At 65.2% G+C, this 14773-nt stretch carries 13 protein-coding genes; 11 read left to right on the top strand and 2 right to left on the bottom strand.

Features of this window, described 5'->3' with window-relative positions:
• The first annotated feature begins 2 nt into the window (after positions 1–2).
• From AC127K_RS03940 to AC127K_RS03930, 3 genes are all read left to right on the top strand, one after another.
• Positions 3–3794, top strand: a complete 3792-nt coding sequence (locus tag AC127K_RS03940) for a hypothetical protein (protein WP_483721664.1) — start codon at positions 3–5, stop codon at positions 3792–3794.
• 19 nt (positions 3795–3813) lie between these two features.
• Positions 3814–4218, top strand: coding sequence for a transposase (locus tag AC127K_RS03935; protein ID WP_294538992.1), 405 nt, complete (start codon positions 3814–3816; stop codon positions 4216–4218).
• Positions 4219–4365: 147 nt separating this feature from the next.
• Positions 4366–5235, top strand: a complete 870-nt coding sequence (locus tag AC127K_RS03930; RefSeq protein ID WP_483721663.1) for a putative manganese transporter — start codon at positions 4366–4368, stop codon at positions 5233–5235.
• A gap of 86 nt (positions 5236–5321) precedes the next feature.
• Here the strand turns inward: AC127K_RS03930 and AC127K_RS03925 are convergent, their stop codons facing one another.
• Positions 5322–5942: a C39 family peptidase gene (locus AC127K_RS03925; protein ID WP_294538998.1), complete on the bottom strand. Its 621-nt coding sequence runs from the start codon at positions 5940–5942 to the stop codon at positions 5322–5324.
• Positions 5943–6030: 88 nt separating this feature from the next.
• On the opposite strand from AC127K_RS03925, the gene AC127K_RS03920 reads away from it, so the two are divergent.
• From AC127K_RS03920 to AC127K_RS03885, 8 genes are all read left to right on the top strand, one after another.
• Positions 6031–7071: a DmpA family aminopeptidase gene (locus tag AC127K_RS03920; protein ID WP_483721662.1), complete on the top strand. Its 1041-nt coding sequence runs from the start codon at positions 6031–6033 to the stop codon at positions 7069–7071.
• A gap of 41 nt (positions 7072–7112) precedes the next feature.
• Complete coding sequence (locus tag AC127K_RS03915) at positions 7113–8201, top strand: dipeptide epimerase (RefSeq protein ID WP_483721661.1); 1089 nt, start codon at positions 7113–7115, stop codon at positions 8199–8201.
• Between the two features lie 3 nt (positions 8202–8204).
• Positions 8205–9197, top strand: coding sequence for a dipeptidase (locus tag AC127K_RS03910; RefSeq protein WP_483721660.1), 993 nt, complete (start codon positions 8205–8207; stop codon positions 9195–9197).
• 23 nt (positions 9198–9220) lie between these two features.
• A complete protein-coding gene (locus AC127K_RS03905; RefSeq protein ID WP_483721659.1) occupies positions 9221–10081 on the top strand; it encodes a serine hydrolase in 861 nt (286 codons plus the stop codon).
• 16 nt (positions 10082–10097) lie between these two features.
• Positions 10098–10493 (top strand): DUF3592 domain-containing protein, encoded by a 396-nt coding sequence (locus tag AC127K_RS03900; protein WP_294539014.1) that lies wholly within the window; start codon positions 10098–10100, stop codon positions 10491–10493.
• An 87-nt stretch (positions 10494–10580) separates the two neighbouring features.
• The gene (locus AC127K_RS03895; RefSeq protein WP_483721658.1) at positions 10581–11984 is read left to right on the top strand and encodes a DNA recombination protein RmuC; all 1404 of its coding nucleotides are present in this window, start codon (positions 10581–10583) and stop codon (positions 11982–11984) included.
• 60 nt (positions 11985–12044) lie between these two features.
• Complete coding sequence (locus tag AC127K_RS03890) at positions 12045–12563, top strand: HdeD family acid-resistance protein (protein ID WP_483721657.1); 519 nt, start codon at positions 12045–12047, stop codon at positions 12561–12563.
• A gap of 129 nt (positions 12564–12692) precedes the next feature.
• A complete protein-coding gene (locus AC127K_RS03885) occupies positions 12693–13550 on the top strand; it encodes a DegV family protein (protein ID WP_483721656.1) in 858 nt (285 codons plus the stop codon).
• Positions 13551–13621: 71 nt separating this feature from the next.
• Here AC127K_RS03885 and AC127K_RS03880 read toward each other — a convergent pair whose 3' ends face one another.
• Positions 13622–14749: a Gfo/Idh/MocA family protein gene (locus AC127K_RS03880; protein ID WP_483721655.1), complete on the bottom strand. Its 1128-nt coding sequence runs from the start codon at positions 14747–14749 to the stop codon at positions 13622–13624.
• Positions 14750–14773 lie beyond the last annotated feature (24 nt).

Here is a 14773-nt window from a genome sequence, read left to right as displayed (position 1 = left end):
ATATGCCAAGCAAACGCACCAACGATTCGGTGGAACAGATTCTGCAGGAACTGAGCCATCAGCAGGCCAGGGATGGTGTGCGGGACAGTGTCAATGAAAGAAAGGTCGATGAGATCCTGAAAAGCGTGGGCATCGATACCGCTGCGCCCGGATCTTCCCAGGATTCGCTGGGCCCCATCGGTGCGGAAGATCTGCCCCAGGTGGAGATCAGCGGCGGTGTGGCGGAAGACCGTTTTTCCACCACGGTGCTGGATGACCTGCTGGGGGACCTGCCCAGCATGAAACTGCTGAAGAAAAAATCCCCGCGCACCGCGCCGTCCAAGCCGGTGTCCACGGCGCCCGCCCAGCAGCCCGTCCGTCCCGCAGCCCCCGCGCGCCGGCAGCCGTCGGCCCGCACGGCGCCGCAGCCGGAACAGCCGGTCCGCACCGTGCCGCAGCCGGAGCAGTCGGCCCGCACGGCGCCGGCACCCCAACCGGAACAGCCTTCCGGACAGCCGGATGCCGGCCGGGACCGCACAAGCCCCGCCGGCCGCACCGAGCAGCCTGCGCGGACGGTGCCCGCCAACCCGGACCCGGAGCCGAAACCCGCTGCAGGGACCGGCCGGGGCAGGACCGGCACGGTCACCGATACCACCAGCACCAGCGTCATCAAGAATTTCCTTCTCAAGATGGCCCCCGGCGCCGACCATGCCAACACCCATGCCCTGAATGAGGGCAAGGAACAGTTCCAGCAGTTCTTCGGAAAGACGGCTGCGGTTGTCCCCGGTGCGGACGGCAAACTGAAAGACCCTTCCACCCATCGCAAGCGGGGCCTGTTCGGCCTGGGCCGTGCGGAGGATTCCGGGCAGTTCGTGCCCATCAATATCTCCCTGGGCGGCCGCCGGGAAGAACCCGAGCCGGAACCGGAAGAGGATACCTATGTCCAGCCGGAACCACAGCCGGAACAGACTTACGCGGAGGACGCCGACGCCTTTGATGACGGGGAAGCCGTCATGCCGGAGGCGGAGACCCCCGCCCCGGAACCGCAGCCAGAACCGGAGCCGGAGCCGCAGCCCGAGCCGCCGGCGGACAAAAAGACCGTTTACCACTCCCAGCACACCGGCGGCATCCCCGGCGGGACCCGCCATGGGGGACTGGGCGGCAACACGGTGAGCATCACCTTCAACAATATCCGGGACGTGCTGCGGGGCAATGCCGCCTCCGGCGCCACCGGGACCATCTACCGCAAGAAGCGCAATACCATCGAGTTCACCCCGGGCCAGAAGCTGGCCCGCAGCCCCGAACCCGACCCGGGGGAGAAATCCCGCGGGGAACCGGTGGGGGAGCCGGTCATGACCTCCACCGCCGACGTTACATCCGGCACCGCATCCTTCAATGTTTCGCTGACCCAGGAGGAAGAGGCGGAGGACACCAAGGACTTCCTCAAAGACCTGGAAGCGGCCTCGGAATCCGCGGCCAAACTGGCTTCCCGGGTCGCCCGGCAGACGCCGCGGCCCCAGCCTTCCGCGCCGGTCACTCCGGCCCGCGGCGGGGAGGACCGGGCGGACCTGCCTTCCGGGCAGCGCACCCAGCCCCGGCAGGACACTCCCGCCCCGCCGGGCGGACGGACGGAACAGCCTGCCCGGGAAGATACCTTTGAGGAGATCTCCCGGGATGATGCCGTCTCCATGACCGGAGAGGTGCGTCTGGCCGACATCGCGGCCGGCCGTACAGAGGAGGATACCTCTGCCTTCGAGGCGGATCTGGCCCACGCGGGCACCCACGAAGTCAGCCCCGACACGGCGGACTTCATGGCCCAGCTGGACGCTCAGCCCCGCCCCCGTCCGGACACCGGTGCCTTTGTGAAGGGCATTGAGCAGTCCATCAACGACGAGGACCAGGAGGCCGAGCCGGAAGACCGCTTTGCCCAGGCCGCCGGCATCCTCACCGACACCTCCGAGATCGACGAACCCACCGCCCACCGTACCAAGGCGGGCATCCGCCTGACCGGCAAGCCGGATGATGAAACCGGCGACGGGGAAAAAGGCGAAGCGCCTTTTGAGGAGGAAGCGGCCGCACCTTCCCGCCATCGGGAATACGAACATGTGGAAGATGCGCCGGCGGTGCGCCGGGACCTGAACAACCAGATCCTGCTGCTGACCGTCGCCGCCATCGTGTCGGGCATTGCCGCGGTGGTGATGCTCTACCTGGGCGTCGCGGCAGGGGGCGGTCTGCCCATGCCCGCGCCGCTGGACCCCCTGACCGGGGCCACGCCGCTGCTGGCCACCCTGCTGGTACTGCTGCTGTTCTGCTGCGCGCTGAACTGGCATACCATGCTGGATGGACTCAAGGGTCTGTTCAAGGGCCCCACTGCCGATACCCTGTCCGCGCTGGCGGCCTTCGGTGCGGTGGTGCAGCTGGCGGCGTTCCTCATCCAGCCGGAATGGTATAATCCCGAAAAACTCTGCCTGCTGGCCGGACCCGCGGCGCTGGTGCTCTGCTTCAATGCCATCGGCAAGCGGCTGGACGCCCTCACCACCCGGGAAAATTTCCAGCTGGTCAGCGCCAAGGTGGACCACGCGGTGGCCTACCGCCTGAAAGACACCGGGATCCTGCGGGCCGTCACCCGGGGGCTGGACCAGCCCCGTCCCAGCGTGCTGGTCAGTCGTCCCACCCTGCTGATGAAGGATTTCCTCTCCTCCAGCAGTTCCCACCGCACATCCGACAAGAACCAGCAGCAGCTGGGCCGTCTGGTGGCCGGCGTGGCTGTGGCGGCCCTGCTGTTTACGCTGCTCTACCGCAAGGACGCCGGTCTGGCCTTCACCGCCATGGCCGCGGTGCTCTGCCTGGGGGCACCCCTGGCAGGTACGCTGCTCAGCGCCCTGCCTGCGCGGCTGATGCAGCGCAGCGCCGCCCAGGTGGGCGCGGTCATCCCCGGCTGGCGGGATATCCGTCAGCTGGGCCGCATCAATGTGATCCAGGTCTCCACCCAGGATCTGTTCCCCCGGGGCTGCGTCAAGCTCTGCGGCATCAAGCCGGTGAATAAGGAGACCATCGATCTGGCCATTATCTATGCGGCCTCCATGATGGCCCAGGGCGCTCCCACCCTGCGGGACGTTTTCCTGGGCATGATCGGGGACAACCGCAAGCTGCTGGACAAGGTGGACGACTTCGAGACCATCTACGGCATGGGGTATGTGGGCTGGATCAAGGGCGAACGTGTGCTGGCCGGCAACCGCCGTCTGATGGAAAAATTCGATGTGGCGGTGCCCAGCCTGGAATATGAGCAGCGCCATACCGTCAACCAGCGCCGGGTCATTTATCTGGCCGTGTCCGGCAAACTGTACAGCATGTTCCAGGTGGTCTACCAGGCGGAACGGGATACCGCCGCCGTGCTGGACGGCCTGCGCCGCAGCGGCATGTCCCTGATCGTGGACTGTGACGACTTCAACTGTGATGAAGCCCTGCTGGAAGCCGCCTACACCCTGCCCACCGGCACGGTGCGGGTGCTGGACGGCACGGCGCGCAAGGCTCTGGAACCGGCCATTGCATGGCTGCCCGAAAGCGAAGGCAACATGCTGCATCTGGGCAGCTTCGTGAGTTATGTGGGCGGCCTGGAAGCCGCTGCCGGCGCCGCCGAAGGCGAGCGCAAAGCCGCCACCATCCTGTCCATGTCGGTGCTGCTGTCCTGCGTGCTGGCTGTGATCATGGTGCTGGCGGGGGGCATTGCGGCCCTGCCGCTGCCCGCACTGGTCCTGTACCAGGCAGCCTGGGCCGTGCTGGCTCTGATTTTCCCGATGCTGCAACGTTACTAAATCAAAGGGGGCGTGGTCTTTGTACCGCACAAGCGAACAGCAGATGAGCATTTATGATTATCTGCCGCCCTATCATGGGGAACTGGCCGAGCGCAACCGCTGGGTGCGTCTGGCCGATGCCATCGACTGGGATGCTTTTGAAAAAGAATACAGCGGTCATTTCGGCCATGTGGGCAAGGTGGCCGTCCCCGCCCGGGTGGCCTACGGCTGCCTGATCGTCCGGGCCGCCTGCGGCGTGTCCGACCGGGAGACGGTGGCCCTGATCCGGGAAAGCCCCTATCTGCAATATTTCCTGGGGTTCGACGCCTTCACCGACACGGTGCCCTTTTCCTCCCGCAGTATGGAGCGCTTCCGCACCCGCATCCCGGCGGACAAGGTCCGGGCGGCGGTGCGGCTGCTGCGCCGGTTTGAGGCCGAGGACTGAACCCGCTTCTCCTGACCAGGGACGCTGAACACGCCCCTGGCTTTTTGTGCCCGGTATGCCGGGACTTCCCATGCCGTCACGGCGGCCACGTTCACCGCCGTTTTCCACTCTTTCCGCATTTTACCCCGCAACCATAAAGGAAATCACATGGAACACATCATTCTGCACACCATCGAACATGCTTTTGAGGACAGCCTCAAAATGCTGCCCTTCCTGTTCCTGGCGTATCTGCTCATCGAATGGCTGGAACGCCACCACGGCGAACGCATCGAAAACGCCCTGGCCGGCGGCGGCCGCTGGGGCTTTGTACCGGGCGCTGTGCTGGGCTGCGTGCCCCAGTGCGGGTTCTCCGCGCTGGCGGCCAACCTGTACGCCAGCCGGGTCATCACCCCCGGCGCCTTGCTGGCCGTCTTTGTGGCCACCAGTGACGAGGCCGTGCCCCTGCTGGCCGCCGAGCCCAGCCTGTGGGGCACCCTGCCCCTGCTGCTCATCGGCAAGGTGGTGGCCGGCGTGGCGGGCGGTTTCCTGCTGGATGTTCCCCTGCGCAGGATCCTGCCCGCCGGCCTGTACGGCGGCTACGCCGGCCATGCCGACGAAATCGACTGCCACGAGGAGCACGAGGAACACAGCGGCGTTTTACTGGCCGCCCTGCGCCATACGGTGGAGATCTTCCTCTTCATCCTGCTGTTCAGCTTCCTGATCGGCTTCGCCTTTGAACTCATCGGGGAGGACACCATCACCGCCTTCCTCACCGGCATGGGCATCTTCCAGCCCATGGCCGCCGCCCTGGTGGGTCTGGTGCCCAACTGTGCGGCCAGCGTGCTGCTGGCCCAGCTGTACGCCCAGGGGGCCATCAGCTTCGGCAGCCTGTTCGCAGGCCTGTGCGCCGGAGCGGGCATCGGTCTGGCTGTGCTCTGGCGGGTCAACCCCAGCTGGAAGCAGAACCTGTTCATGACCGGCCTGCTGTGGGCCGGCGGTTCGGTCTGCGGCATTGTGCTGCAGTTCCTGCCCCTGTGATCCCTCTCTGACAACAATACCCCGCCCGCCGCAAAAACCTTGCAGTTTTACGGCGGGCGGGGTATTATTATATCATGTTTCCGGTCTTACAGCGCTTCGCCCTGGCGGACAAAGACCACGGCCCGGGAGCCCAGCTGGCGGTATACCCGCATAAAGCGGTCCCGGGGCACGGTGCGATTGAAATCCAGGGGGTCCGCTACCGTGAAATGGGTGTCGGTGGCCCCGCACAGCACCATGCAGTGCAGGGTGTGGAATACCCGGTGCACGCCGCCTTTGGGCAGGGGATAGGGGGCCACATCCGCAAAGCCGATGTCATCAAAATGCAGCGATGCCCAGAAGATCACCGGCCGCCCCTTCTGCAGCTGCGCCACCAGGTCGGCTTCCTCCGCCCCGGTCAGGTCGTGGGCGGTGTACCCGCCGCCGTGGCGGGCCAGATAGGTGTTGGCTGCTTCCACAATGGGCCCTGCAAAGCAGTAATAGCCCTCCTCGGGGGTGCCGTCATCCTTGTGTGGGTCCCCCATGTACACTTCGTCCGGGTCGGCGCCGTACCAGCGCTCACTGCGGGGCAGGTAGTGGTCGGCCAGGTCGCACTTGTCCGCCTCAAAGCCCAGATAGCGCAGCACTTCGCAGCAGCTGGTGATCTCACACCCGTTGGGCAGTTCCGGGTTCTGCAATACCTGAGGCACGTTCAGCAAGATTTCGGTCATGGGTTCCTCCCCGCCCGGCGGGGCCGGGACTTGTGATTTTTTCCTTTTTACATTGTATCATATCCCTTTTTGGAAAGGAAGTGCATCCATGCCCACCATCCGCGATTACGGTCTGGTACCCGGGCATCTGCCTGCCGGACCCCGCAACGCCATCACCGATGTGCCCGGGGTGCGGGTGGGCCATACCACCGTCGATGCCGGCAGCCATCACACCGGTGTCACCGTCATTCTGCCCCGGCAGGACGTATATACCCACCGCTGCACCGCCGCCGCCCATGTGATCAACGGCTTCGGCAAGACCGCCGGCCTGGTCCAGATCCAGGAACTGGGCCAGCTGGAAAGCCCCATCGCCCTGACCAACACCCTGAACGTGGGGTTGGTGTACGACGCCCTGGTGCAGTACACCGCCGATGCCTGTGCCGAAACAGGCGGCAAGCTGCGCAGTTTCAACCCGGTGGTGGGGGAGTGCAACGACGGCACCCTCAGCGACATCACCGACCGGGTCATCGGCCGGCGGGAGGTGTTCCACGCCATCGAGACCGCCTCCCCGGACTTTGCGCAGGGCTGTGTGGGGGCCGGTACCGGCATGATCTGCCACGAACTCAAGGGCGGCATCGGGTCCGCCAGCCGGATGGTCAAGGTGGCCGGACGGGATTTCTGCATCGGGGTGCTGGCCCTGTGCAACCACGGCCAGCTTTCGGAGCTGAACATCCTGGGCCGCCATGTGGGTGCGGAGATCCGCCGCCGCATCCAGGGCGAACCCCGCCCGGAAGACAAGGGCAGCTGCATTCTGGTCCTGGCCACCGACCTGCCCCTGTCCAGCCGTCAGCTGGGCCGGGTCTGCCGCCGGTGTGCCGCCGGTCTGGCCCGGGTGGGCAGCTACTGGGGCCACGGCAGCGGGGATATCACCATCGGCTTCACCACCGCCCACGATATCCACCGGGGGGATGCCGCCGAGATCGCCACCCGTGCCGTTTTCAATGAGGACAAGCTGGATCCCCTCTTCCTGGCCGCCGCCGAAGCCGCCGAGGAATCGGTGCTCAACGCCCTGGCCGCCGCTGTGCCCATGGTGGGATACGACGGCACCGTCTGCCATGCCCTCTCCGAATTTGCCGATCTGTTGGGCTGATTGCGGCCCGTCATTTTACCATAAAAAGCAGGTGCATCTTTATGAAAATCACCAACATCACCACCACCGAATGTCAGATCCCCCTGCGCACCCCCTTCAAGACGGCCCTGCGCACGGTGGACAGCGTGCACGATCTCCTGGTCCGGGTCGAGACCGACACCGGCGCTGTGGGCTACGGCGAAGCGCCGCCCACCGCCGTCATCACCGGCGAGACCCTGGGGTCCCTGCACACCGCCGTGGAGGAGTTCATCGCCCCGGCCCTGACCGGCATGGAGGTGGAAGACCTGGACACGGTCATGACCAGGCTGGAACGCTGCATGGTGCACAACACCAGCGCCAAGGCCGCTGTGGACATGGCCATCTATGACCTTTTTGCCAAAAGCTGCGGCAAGCCTTTGTATAAAGTGCTGGGCGGTGCCCGCAACACCCTGGAAACTGACCTGACCATCTCGGTGAATCCGGTGCCGGAAATGGTGGCGGATGCCAAGTCTGCGGTGGCCGAGGGCTTCCGTGTGCTCAAGGTCAAGGTAGGCAAGGAAGGTCTGGCCGACATCCCCCGGCTCAAAGCCATCCGGGAGGCCGTGGGCCCCGATGTGGCCCTGCGGGTGGACGCCAACCAGGGCTGGACCGCCAAGCAGGCGGTGCGGATCATCACCGCCCTGGAGGATGCCGGGGTCAACCCGGAACTGGTGGAACAGCCGGTGCCTGCCCATGACATCGACGGCCTGGAATACATCACCAACCGGGTGACCACCCCCATCCTGGCGGATGAGTGCGTCTTCTCCCCGGAGGATGCCCTGAACGTGCTCCAGCGCCATGCCGCCGACATGATCAACATCAAACTGATGAAGACCGGCGGCATCTGGCAGGCCCAGAAGATCTGTGCCGCGGCGGAGGTCTATGGCGTGCAGTGCATGATGGGCTGCATGCTGGAAAGCAAGCTGGCGGTGTCGGCGGCGGCCCATCTGGCGGCGGCCCGGTCGGTCATCACCTGCGTGGACCTGGACGGCCCCAGCCTGTGCAGCGTGGACCCCTACACCGGCGGCCCGGTGTACGAGGGCGCCCGCATTGTGATGAACGAGACCCCGGGCATCGGCATCACCGGTGTGCCCGGGTTTGAGGAGGTGTAAGCCGTGAAAGTCTGGGACCTGCACTGCGATACCCTGTCCGAACTGCGCCATGCCCAGCTCAGCGGCGCCCCCAAGAGCTTTGCCCACAACGACCTGATGATCGACCTGCAGCGGCTGAAACAGTCCGGCTACGGGCTGCAGTGCTTTGCCTGCTTTGTGGACCTGGGCGCTCCCGAAGACCCCATGCACACCGCCCTGCAGGAGATGGACATCTTCCACACTCTGCTGGCCCAGTACCCCGATGATCTGGTCTGGGTGCGCACCGGGGAGGACGTACAGAATCTGGCCAAAGAAAGCCGTATCGGCGCCATGCTCACGGTGGAGGAGGGCGGCACCTGCCACGGGGACCCGGCCATCCTGCGGGACTTCTACCGCCTGGGCGTGCGGATGATGACCCTGACCTGGAACCACAAGAACGAGCTGGCCGAACCCAACGTGGGCCCTGATTACAACGAGGACACCTGGCCGGTGGCCCCCAACACCACCGGCGGCCTGACCGACCGGGGCGTGGAATTCGTGCGGGAAATGGAGCGGCTCCACATGCTGGTGGACGTGGCCCATCTGTCCGACGCGGGCATCCGGGACGTGCTGCAGCACAGCACCCGGCCTTTCGTGGCCAGCCACTCCAACGCCCGGGCCTGCTGCCCCCATGTGCGCAACCTGCCCGACGACCTGCTGAAAGCCATGGGAGAGAAGAGCTGCCTCATCGGGCTGAACTTCTGTCCGGCCTTCCTGGACGACAGCCCGGAACGCCATAATCTGAAAAGCCGGGTCACCGACATGGCCCGCCACGCAAAATACATCATGAACCTGGCGGGGGAGGACTGTCTGGCCCTGGGCAGTGATTTCGACGGCATCGGCGGCGAATTGGAGATCGCCGGCGCCCAGGACATGCCCCGTCTGGCCGAAGGCCTGTGCAGGGCGGGCCTCACCGAGACCCAGGTGGAAAAGATCTTCTGGAACAACGCCGCCCGCTTCTTTGCCGAAAACCTCTGAGCTTTATATGAAGGAGAATCCCCATGCCTCATCCATCCCTCACTCTGGAAAAACGCATCGACGCCGAACTCTGCGGCCTGGATGCCACCATGTGCGTTTACGCCGACGACCTGCGCGGCCATGTGGTGGAGCGCGGCGCCGACGAACCCTTTGAATCCGCCTCCACCATCAAGATCTTTGTGCTGGGCTGCCTGTATGACCGGGCGGAGCAGGGCAAGGCCAGCCTGGACGAGGTGCTGACCTATGAGGACCGGCACTTTGTGGACGGCTCCGGCATGATCCGCTCCTTAGGCCCCGGGGCCAAGCTGCGGGCCGGTGATGTGGCCACCCTCATGATCATCTGCAGCGACAACATCGCCACCAACATGCTCATCGACTACCTGGGTCTGGACACCATCAACGCTTTCATCCGTTCCATCGGCTGCGGGGCCACCACCCTCCACCGCCGTCTGGCCTCGGACAACTGGGGGGAGCCTCTGGGCACCATCACCCCCCGGGACATGGGCCGTTTCTTTGCCCTGCTGGCCAGGGGCGAGCTGGTCAGCCCCGCTGCCAGTGCGGCCATGCGCGCCATCCTGCGCCAGCAGCACTACAACGCCATGCTCACCGGCAACCTGCCCCCCTACTACACCGACGCCGAGGAATCCGGTGCCGATCCGGACCTGATCTACACCGCCAGCAAGAGCGGCAGCATGGACGCCTGCCGCAATGACGGCGGCCTGGTCCACACCCCCTACGGCGACTATGTGGTGGTGCTCATGTGCAAGGATTTTGCCAACAAGCTGGAAGTGAACGACCATCCCGCCTTTTTGTACGGCGCACGCGTGAGCCGCCTGCTGTTCGACCAGTATCTGGCGCTGGAAGGCAGCTTTTCCCTGACCTGACCCGGAGGTGCCTGCCATGACGATCCTGAATTTTGTGTACTGTGTGCTGGGTGCGGTGTTCATCGTGCTGGGCGCTGCCTGCCTGTGGGAAAAATACCGGGTGGTCCGCGGCGGTATGTGCCTGCCCGCCCGGGTGCTGGAATGCCGCCGGGTGGGCTCCTCCCGCCGCAAACGGGGCGGGGGATACTGCTATGTGGTGGAGTTCACCTCCCCCGACGGCATCCGCCATGTGGCCCCCACCAATGACTCCTTCTGGGCTGACCGCCCCAACAGCGTGGGCACGGTGGTGGAGATCTGGTACAACCCCGCCACCCCCGAAGTGGTGGAGCGCCGCAGCCTGGAAGCGGAGTTGCTGGGCGCCCTGTTCATTGCCATGGGCTTTGCGGTGATTTTCTGGCTGGGGCTGCGCTGATTTTTTTGTGAAAGAACAACAAATGGTTGTAACGGGCGGCTCCCTGTGGTATACTGAACCCATCAAACAAGAGGAGATAGAACACATATGGAACCGCTGATTTATCTGCTGCTGGTGCTGGCCCTGGTGGGGGACGTCCTGCTGGCCGCCGTACTGGTGCTGACCCTGCGCCGCAGCCGGGAGGAGGGGGATGACGGGCAGCTGGCCCGTACCCTGCAAAAGGTCATCGAATCCGAGACCGACCTGCTGGCCGACCAGCTGCGCGCCACCCAGGCCGAGACCGCCCGCTCCACCCAGGCATCGGTGCGGGATCTGGGCACCATTCTGGCCGAAAGCCAGCGCCAGAGCAGTGCCGCTGCCACCGCGCGGCTGGAAGCCATCGACAAGGCGGGGGCTGCCCGCCAGAAAGCCGCCGGCGATGCCACCGCCGCCCAGCTGGCCCTGCTGGAAAACCGGCTCAAAGGCCTGGAAGACTCCAACGCCGCCCGTCTGGACGGCATGCGGGGGGCCCTGGTCCAGGGGCTGAACACCATCCGGGCGGACAACAACCGCAAGCTGGATGAGATCCGGGGCACGGTGGACGAGAAGCTGCAGGACACCCTGCAGAAGCGGATCTCCGAATCCTTCCGCACCGTCAGCGCCCAGCTGGAACAGGTGTACAAAGGCCTGGGCGAGATGCAGACCCTGGCCGCCGACGTGGGCGGCCTGAAACGGGTCCTGTCCGGCGTCAAGACCCGGGGCATGCTGGGCGAAGTGCAGCTGGGGGCCATCCTGCAGGAGATTTTGGCGCCCGGTCAGTATGCGGAAAATGTGGCCACCGTTCCGGGCAGCGCCAACCGGGTGGAATTCGCGGTGAAGCTGCCGGGGCAGGGGGGCACCGTCTGGATGCCCATCGACGCCAAGTTCCCCGGGGACAGCTACGCCAAGCTGGTGCAGGCCCGGGATTCCGGGGATGCCGCCGCCGTGGCCGCTGCCCGCAGGCAGCTGGACACGGTGCTGCGCCAGGAAGCCAAGGACATCCACGACAAGTACATCGAGGTGCCCTACACCACCGCTTTCGGCGTCCTCTTCCTGCCCTTTGAGGGGCTGTATGCGGAGGTGGTCTCCTCCGGCATGACCGAGACCTTGCAGCGGGAATTCCAGATCAGCGTGGCGGGCCCCTCCACCATGGCGGCCCTGCTCAACGCCCTGCAGATGGGATTCCGCACCCTGGCCATCCAGAAACGCTCCGGCGAGGTATGGCAGGTGCTGGCAGCGGTCAAGACTGAATTTGAAAAGTTCGGTACCGGTCTGCAGGCCATGCAGCGGCACCTGAACCAGACCGGCAGCGATCTGGAAGAACTCATCGGCACCCGCAGCCGGGCCATCACCCGCAAGCTGGAATCGGTGCAGCAGCTGGAACCCACCGAGGCCGCCGACCTGCTGGGGCTGGATGTGGACCCCGCCCCCGGTGGGGCACCCCGCCTGCGCCGCCGGGACAGCGATTCCTGATCCTGCCGGACCGGAAACGATCCCGGCCTCTGCCGGGAAAATCAAAGGAGGCAATCTGCCATGAAACATCTGCAATGGGACCGTCTGGTCATGCCTGTGGCCGGGGTGGTGCTGGGTCTTTTCCTGGTGGCCCGTCCCTGGAACGCCACCGCCGCTCTGTGCAGCTTTATCGGCTGGCTGATCCTGCTGGCCGGCATCTGCGGCATCGTCAACGCCCTGGCCTTCCAGCGCGCCACCTTCATCTCCAGCCCGCTGCTGCCCCTCAGTGTGGGCGCGGCGGTCATCGGCTTTTTCTTCATCCTCAGCCCCGGCATGCTGGTCAGCCTGGTGGGCACCATCGTCTGTGTCTTTCTGCTGGTTACCGGCATGAGCAACATCCAGGCCGCCATGGCCCGCCGTGCCTGGGGGGACCGGGCCTGGTGGGTACCCCTGGCTGTGGGCATCGTCTGTGTGCTGCTGGGCCTGTATGCCCTGTTTGCGCCGGGGGCCTCCGCCGCCATGGTCATGCGGCTGGTGGGAATCATGATCCTGTGCTCCAGTGCGGTGAACCTGTTTGCGGTGCTGACCTGGCACGACTGAATCCCCGGAAAAAACTTTGCACAGCGGTTTAATTTTTGACATCCCGCAAAAATATGCTACAATAAAAAGAAACAAACGGTGGACCTTTTGCAGTCTGCACGGTTGCGCCGAGAAATGAGGCTTGCTGTTATGATCCGCATCCTGACCGACTCCGCCGCTGACCTGACCCCCGCCGACGCCAACCGTCCCGGGGTGACCATTGTACCCCTGCACGTGCTCTTTGCCGACGGTGAAACCATCCTGGACGGGGTGGACATGACCGGCGACGAATATTACGCCCGCCTGAGTGTGGAGGCCAAGCTGCCTCGCACCAGCCAGCCTTCCCCGGACACCTTCATCCAGTTCTTTGAGGAGGCTGCCGCCGCGGGGGACGAGGTACTGGCGGTGCTCATCTCCTCCAATCTGTCCGGCACCTACCAGTGCGCCCGTCTGGCCGCCGAAACCTGCGAGTTCGAGAACGTCCGCTTTGTGGATTCCCGCACCGCGTCTCAGGGCGAAGCCATCCTCATCCGGGAGGCCCTGCGCCTGCGGGAGGAGGGCAAGACCCTGGATGAGATCGCCGATGCCCTGGAGGAACTCAAGGGCCGCATCCGCATCCTGGGCATCGTGGACAGCCTGAAACACCTGCACAAGGGCGGCCGTCTGCCCGCTGCCGTGGCCCTGGTGGGCGGCGCACTGGGCATCAAGCCGGTGCTGTCGGTCATTGACGGCGAGATCAAGCTGGCCGATACCGCCCGGGGCCGTCCCGGCGCCATGGTGGCCCTGTTCAAGCAGATCGACAAGCTGGGCGGGGTGGATGCGCGCTACGGCTATGTGCTGCTCTATTCCGACCAGAAGACCATCACCGCCCCCATCCATCGCTATATGCACGAAAACCTGCACCTGTCCGGCGGCCGTGTGGCCCGCCTGGGTGCTGCCATCGGCACCCACATCGGACCGGGCTGTGCCGCCCTGGTCTTTGTGGCCAAGGAAGCCGACGCCGAATAAGTTCCCATAAAAAAGCAGCGCCGCCCCGGCATCACTGGGACGGCGCTTTTTCTTTGGACGGGCCGGACTGTTCAGCCCTGCACAAGGCCCTGCTCTTCCTCCATCCGCTTCTGCAGCAGTTCCTCATATACGGCAGGGTCCACCGGTAGGCGGACCTTGCGCTCCTGCCAGGCCGAAACATAGGCCGCGTTGGTCAGTTCCACCGTCCGCAGGCCATCCTCCCCGTCGGCGATCAGGGGCACACCCCTGCGCAGATGGTCACAGAAATTCTGCAGGATCGTCTGGTATACTTCCGGGTTGGCCTGTACCGGGATCTCCCGGCTGTGATGGGCCAGCTTCCCGTATATCTCCCGGTTGACGGCGGCGTATTCAGTGGTGGTCATCTCATTTTCATCCAGGAAGAGGCGGGCGGTGTCCTCCACGCACAGCCGTCCCTTTTCTCCCCAGATCTCCAGCCGGTTCATCCCCGGATTTTCCCCGGTGGAACTGATATAGGTGCCGTGCAGGCCGTTGTCATAGTACAGCTGCATGTCCACCGCATCATCCACCGTGATGGGCGCATACCGCCCGAAGGACAGGTCGGCGTACACCCCGTCCGGTGCCCCCAGCAGCCACTGCCAGATATCCAGATAATGCTGGCTCTGGTTGATCAGCAGACCGCCGCGCTCTCCCAGCCAGCTGCTGCGCCAGGGCGAAGACTGGTGGTACGCCGGGGTGCGGAACCAGGTGTTGCACACCCAGACCGCCCGCACGGGGGTCCCCACGGCGCCGGCCTGCAGCAGCTCCCGCGCCTTGCCGAAAGCCGCGTTGGCCCGGGTATTGAACATCATCCCGAAGCTGACCCCCGCCGTGCGGGCCTGGTCCACCAGCGCCCGCACATCCCGGGCGTATACGCCGGCGGGCTTGTCCAGCAGGATGTGCTTGCCGGCCGCCACCATCCGGCGTGCGATCTGCACATGGCTGGTGTGGGGCGTCACGATGAGGGCGGCATCAAAATCCCCGGCGTGGGCCAGGGTGTCCTCCACATCCCGGTAGATGGCCACCCCCGGGTATTCCTCCCGCAGAAGCTGCTGCCCGGGGGCGTTGCGGCAGCATACGCCGACGAGCACCATGCCCTCCACTTCCTTGTCCCGCAGCATGGCGGCGTACTTGCGCCCCATGCCGCCAAACCCGATCAGAACCATCCTTACCTGCTGCATGGCAAAACCTCCCTGCACGGCCCC

The sequence above is a fragment of the Subdoligranulum sp. DSM 23681 genome (assembly GCF_057005535.1).
Note: the sequence above shows the minus strand (reverse complement) of the source record. Positions and strands in the feature narration are given on the sequence as shown.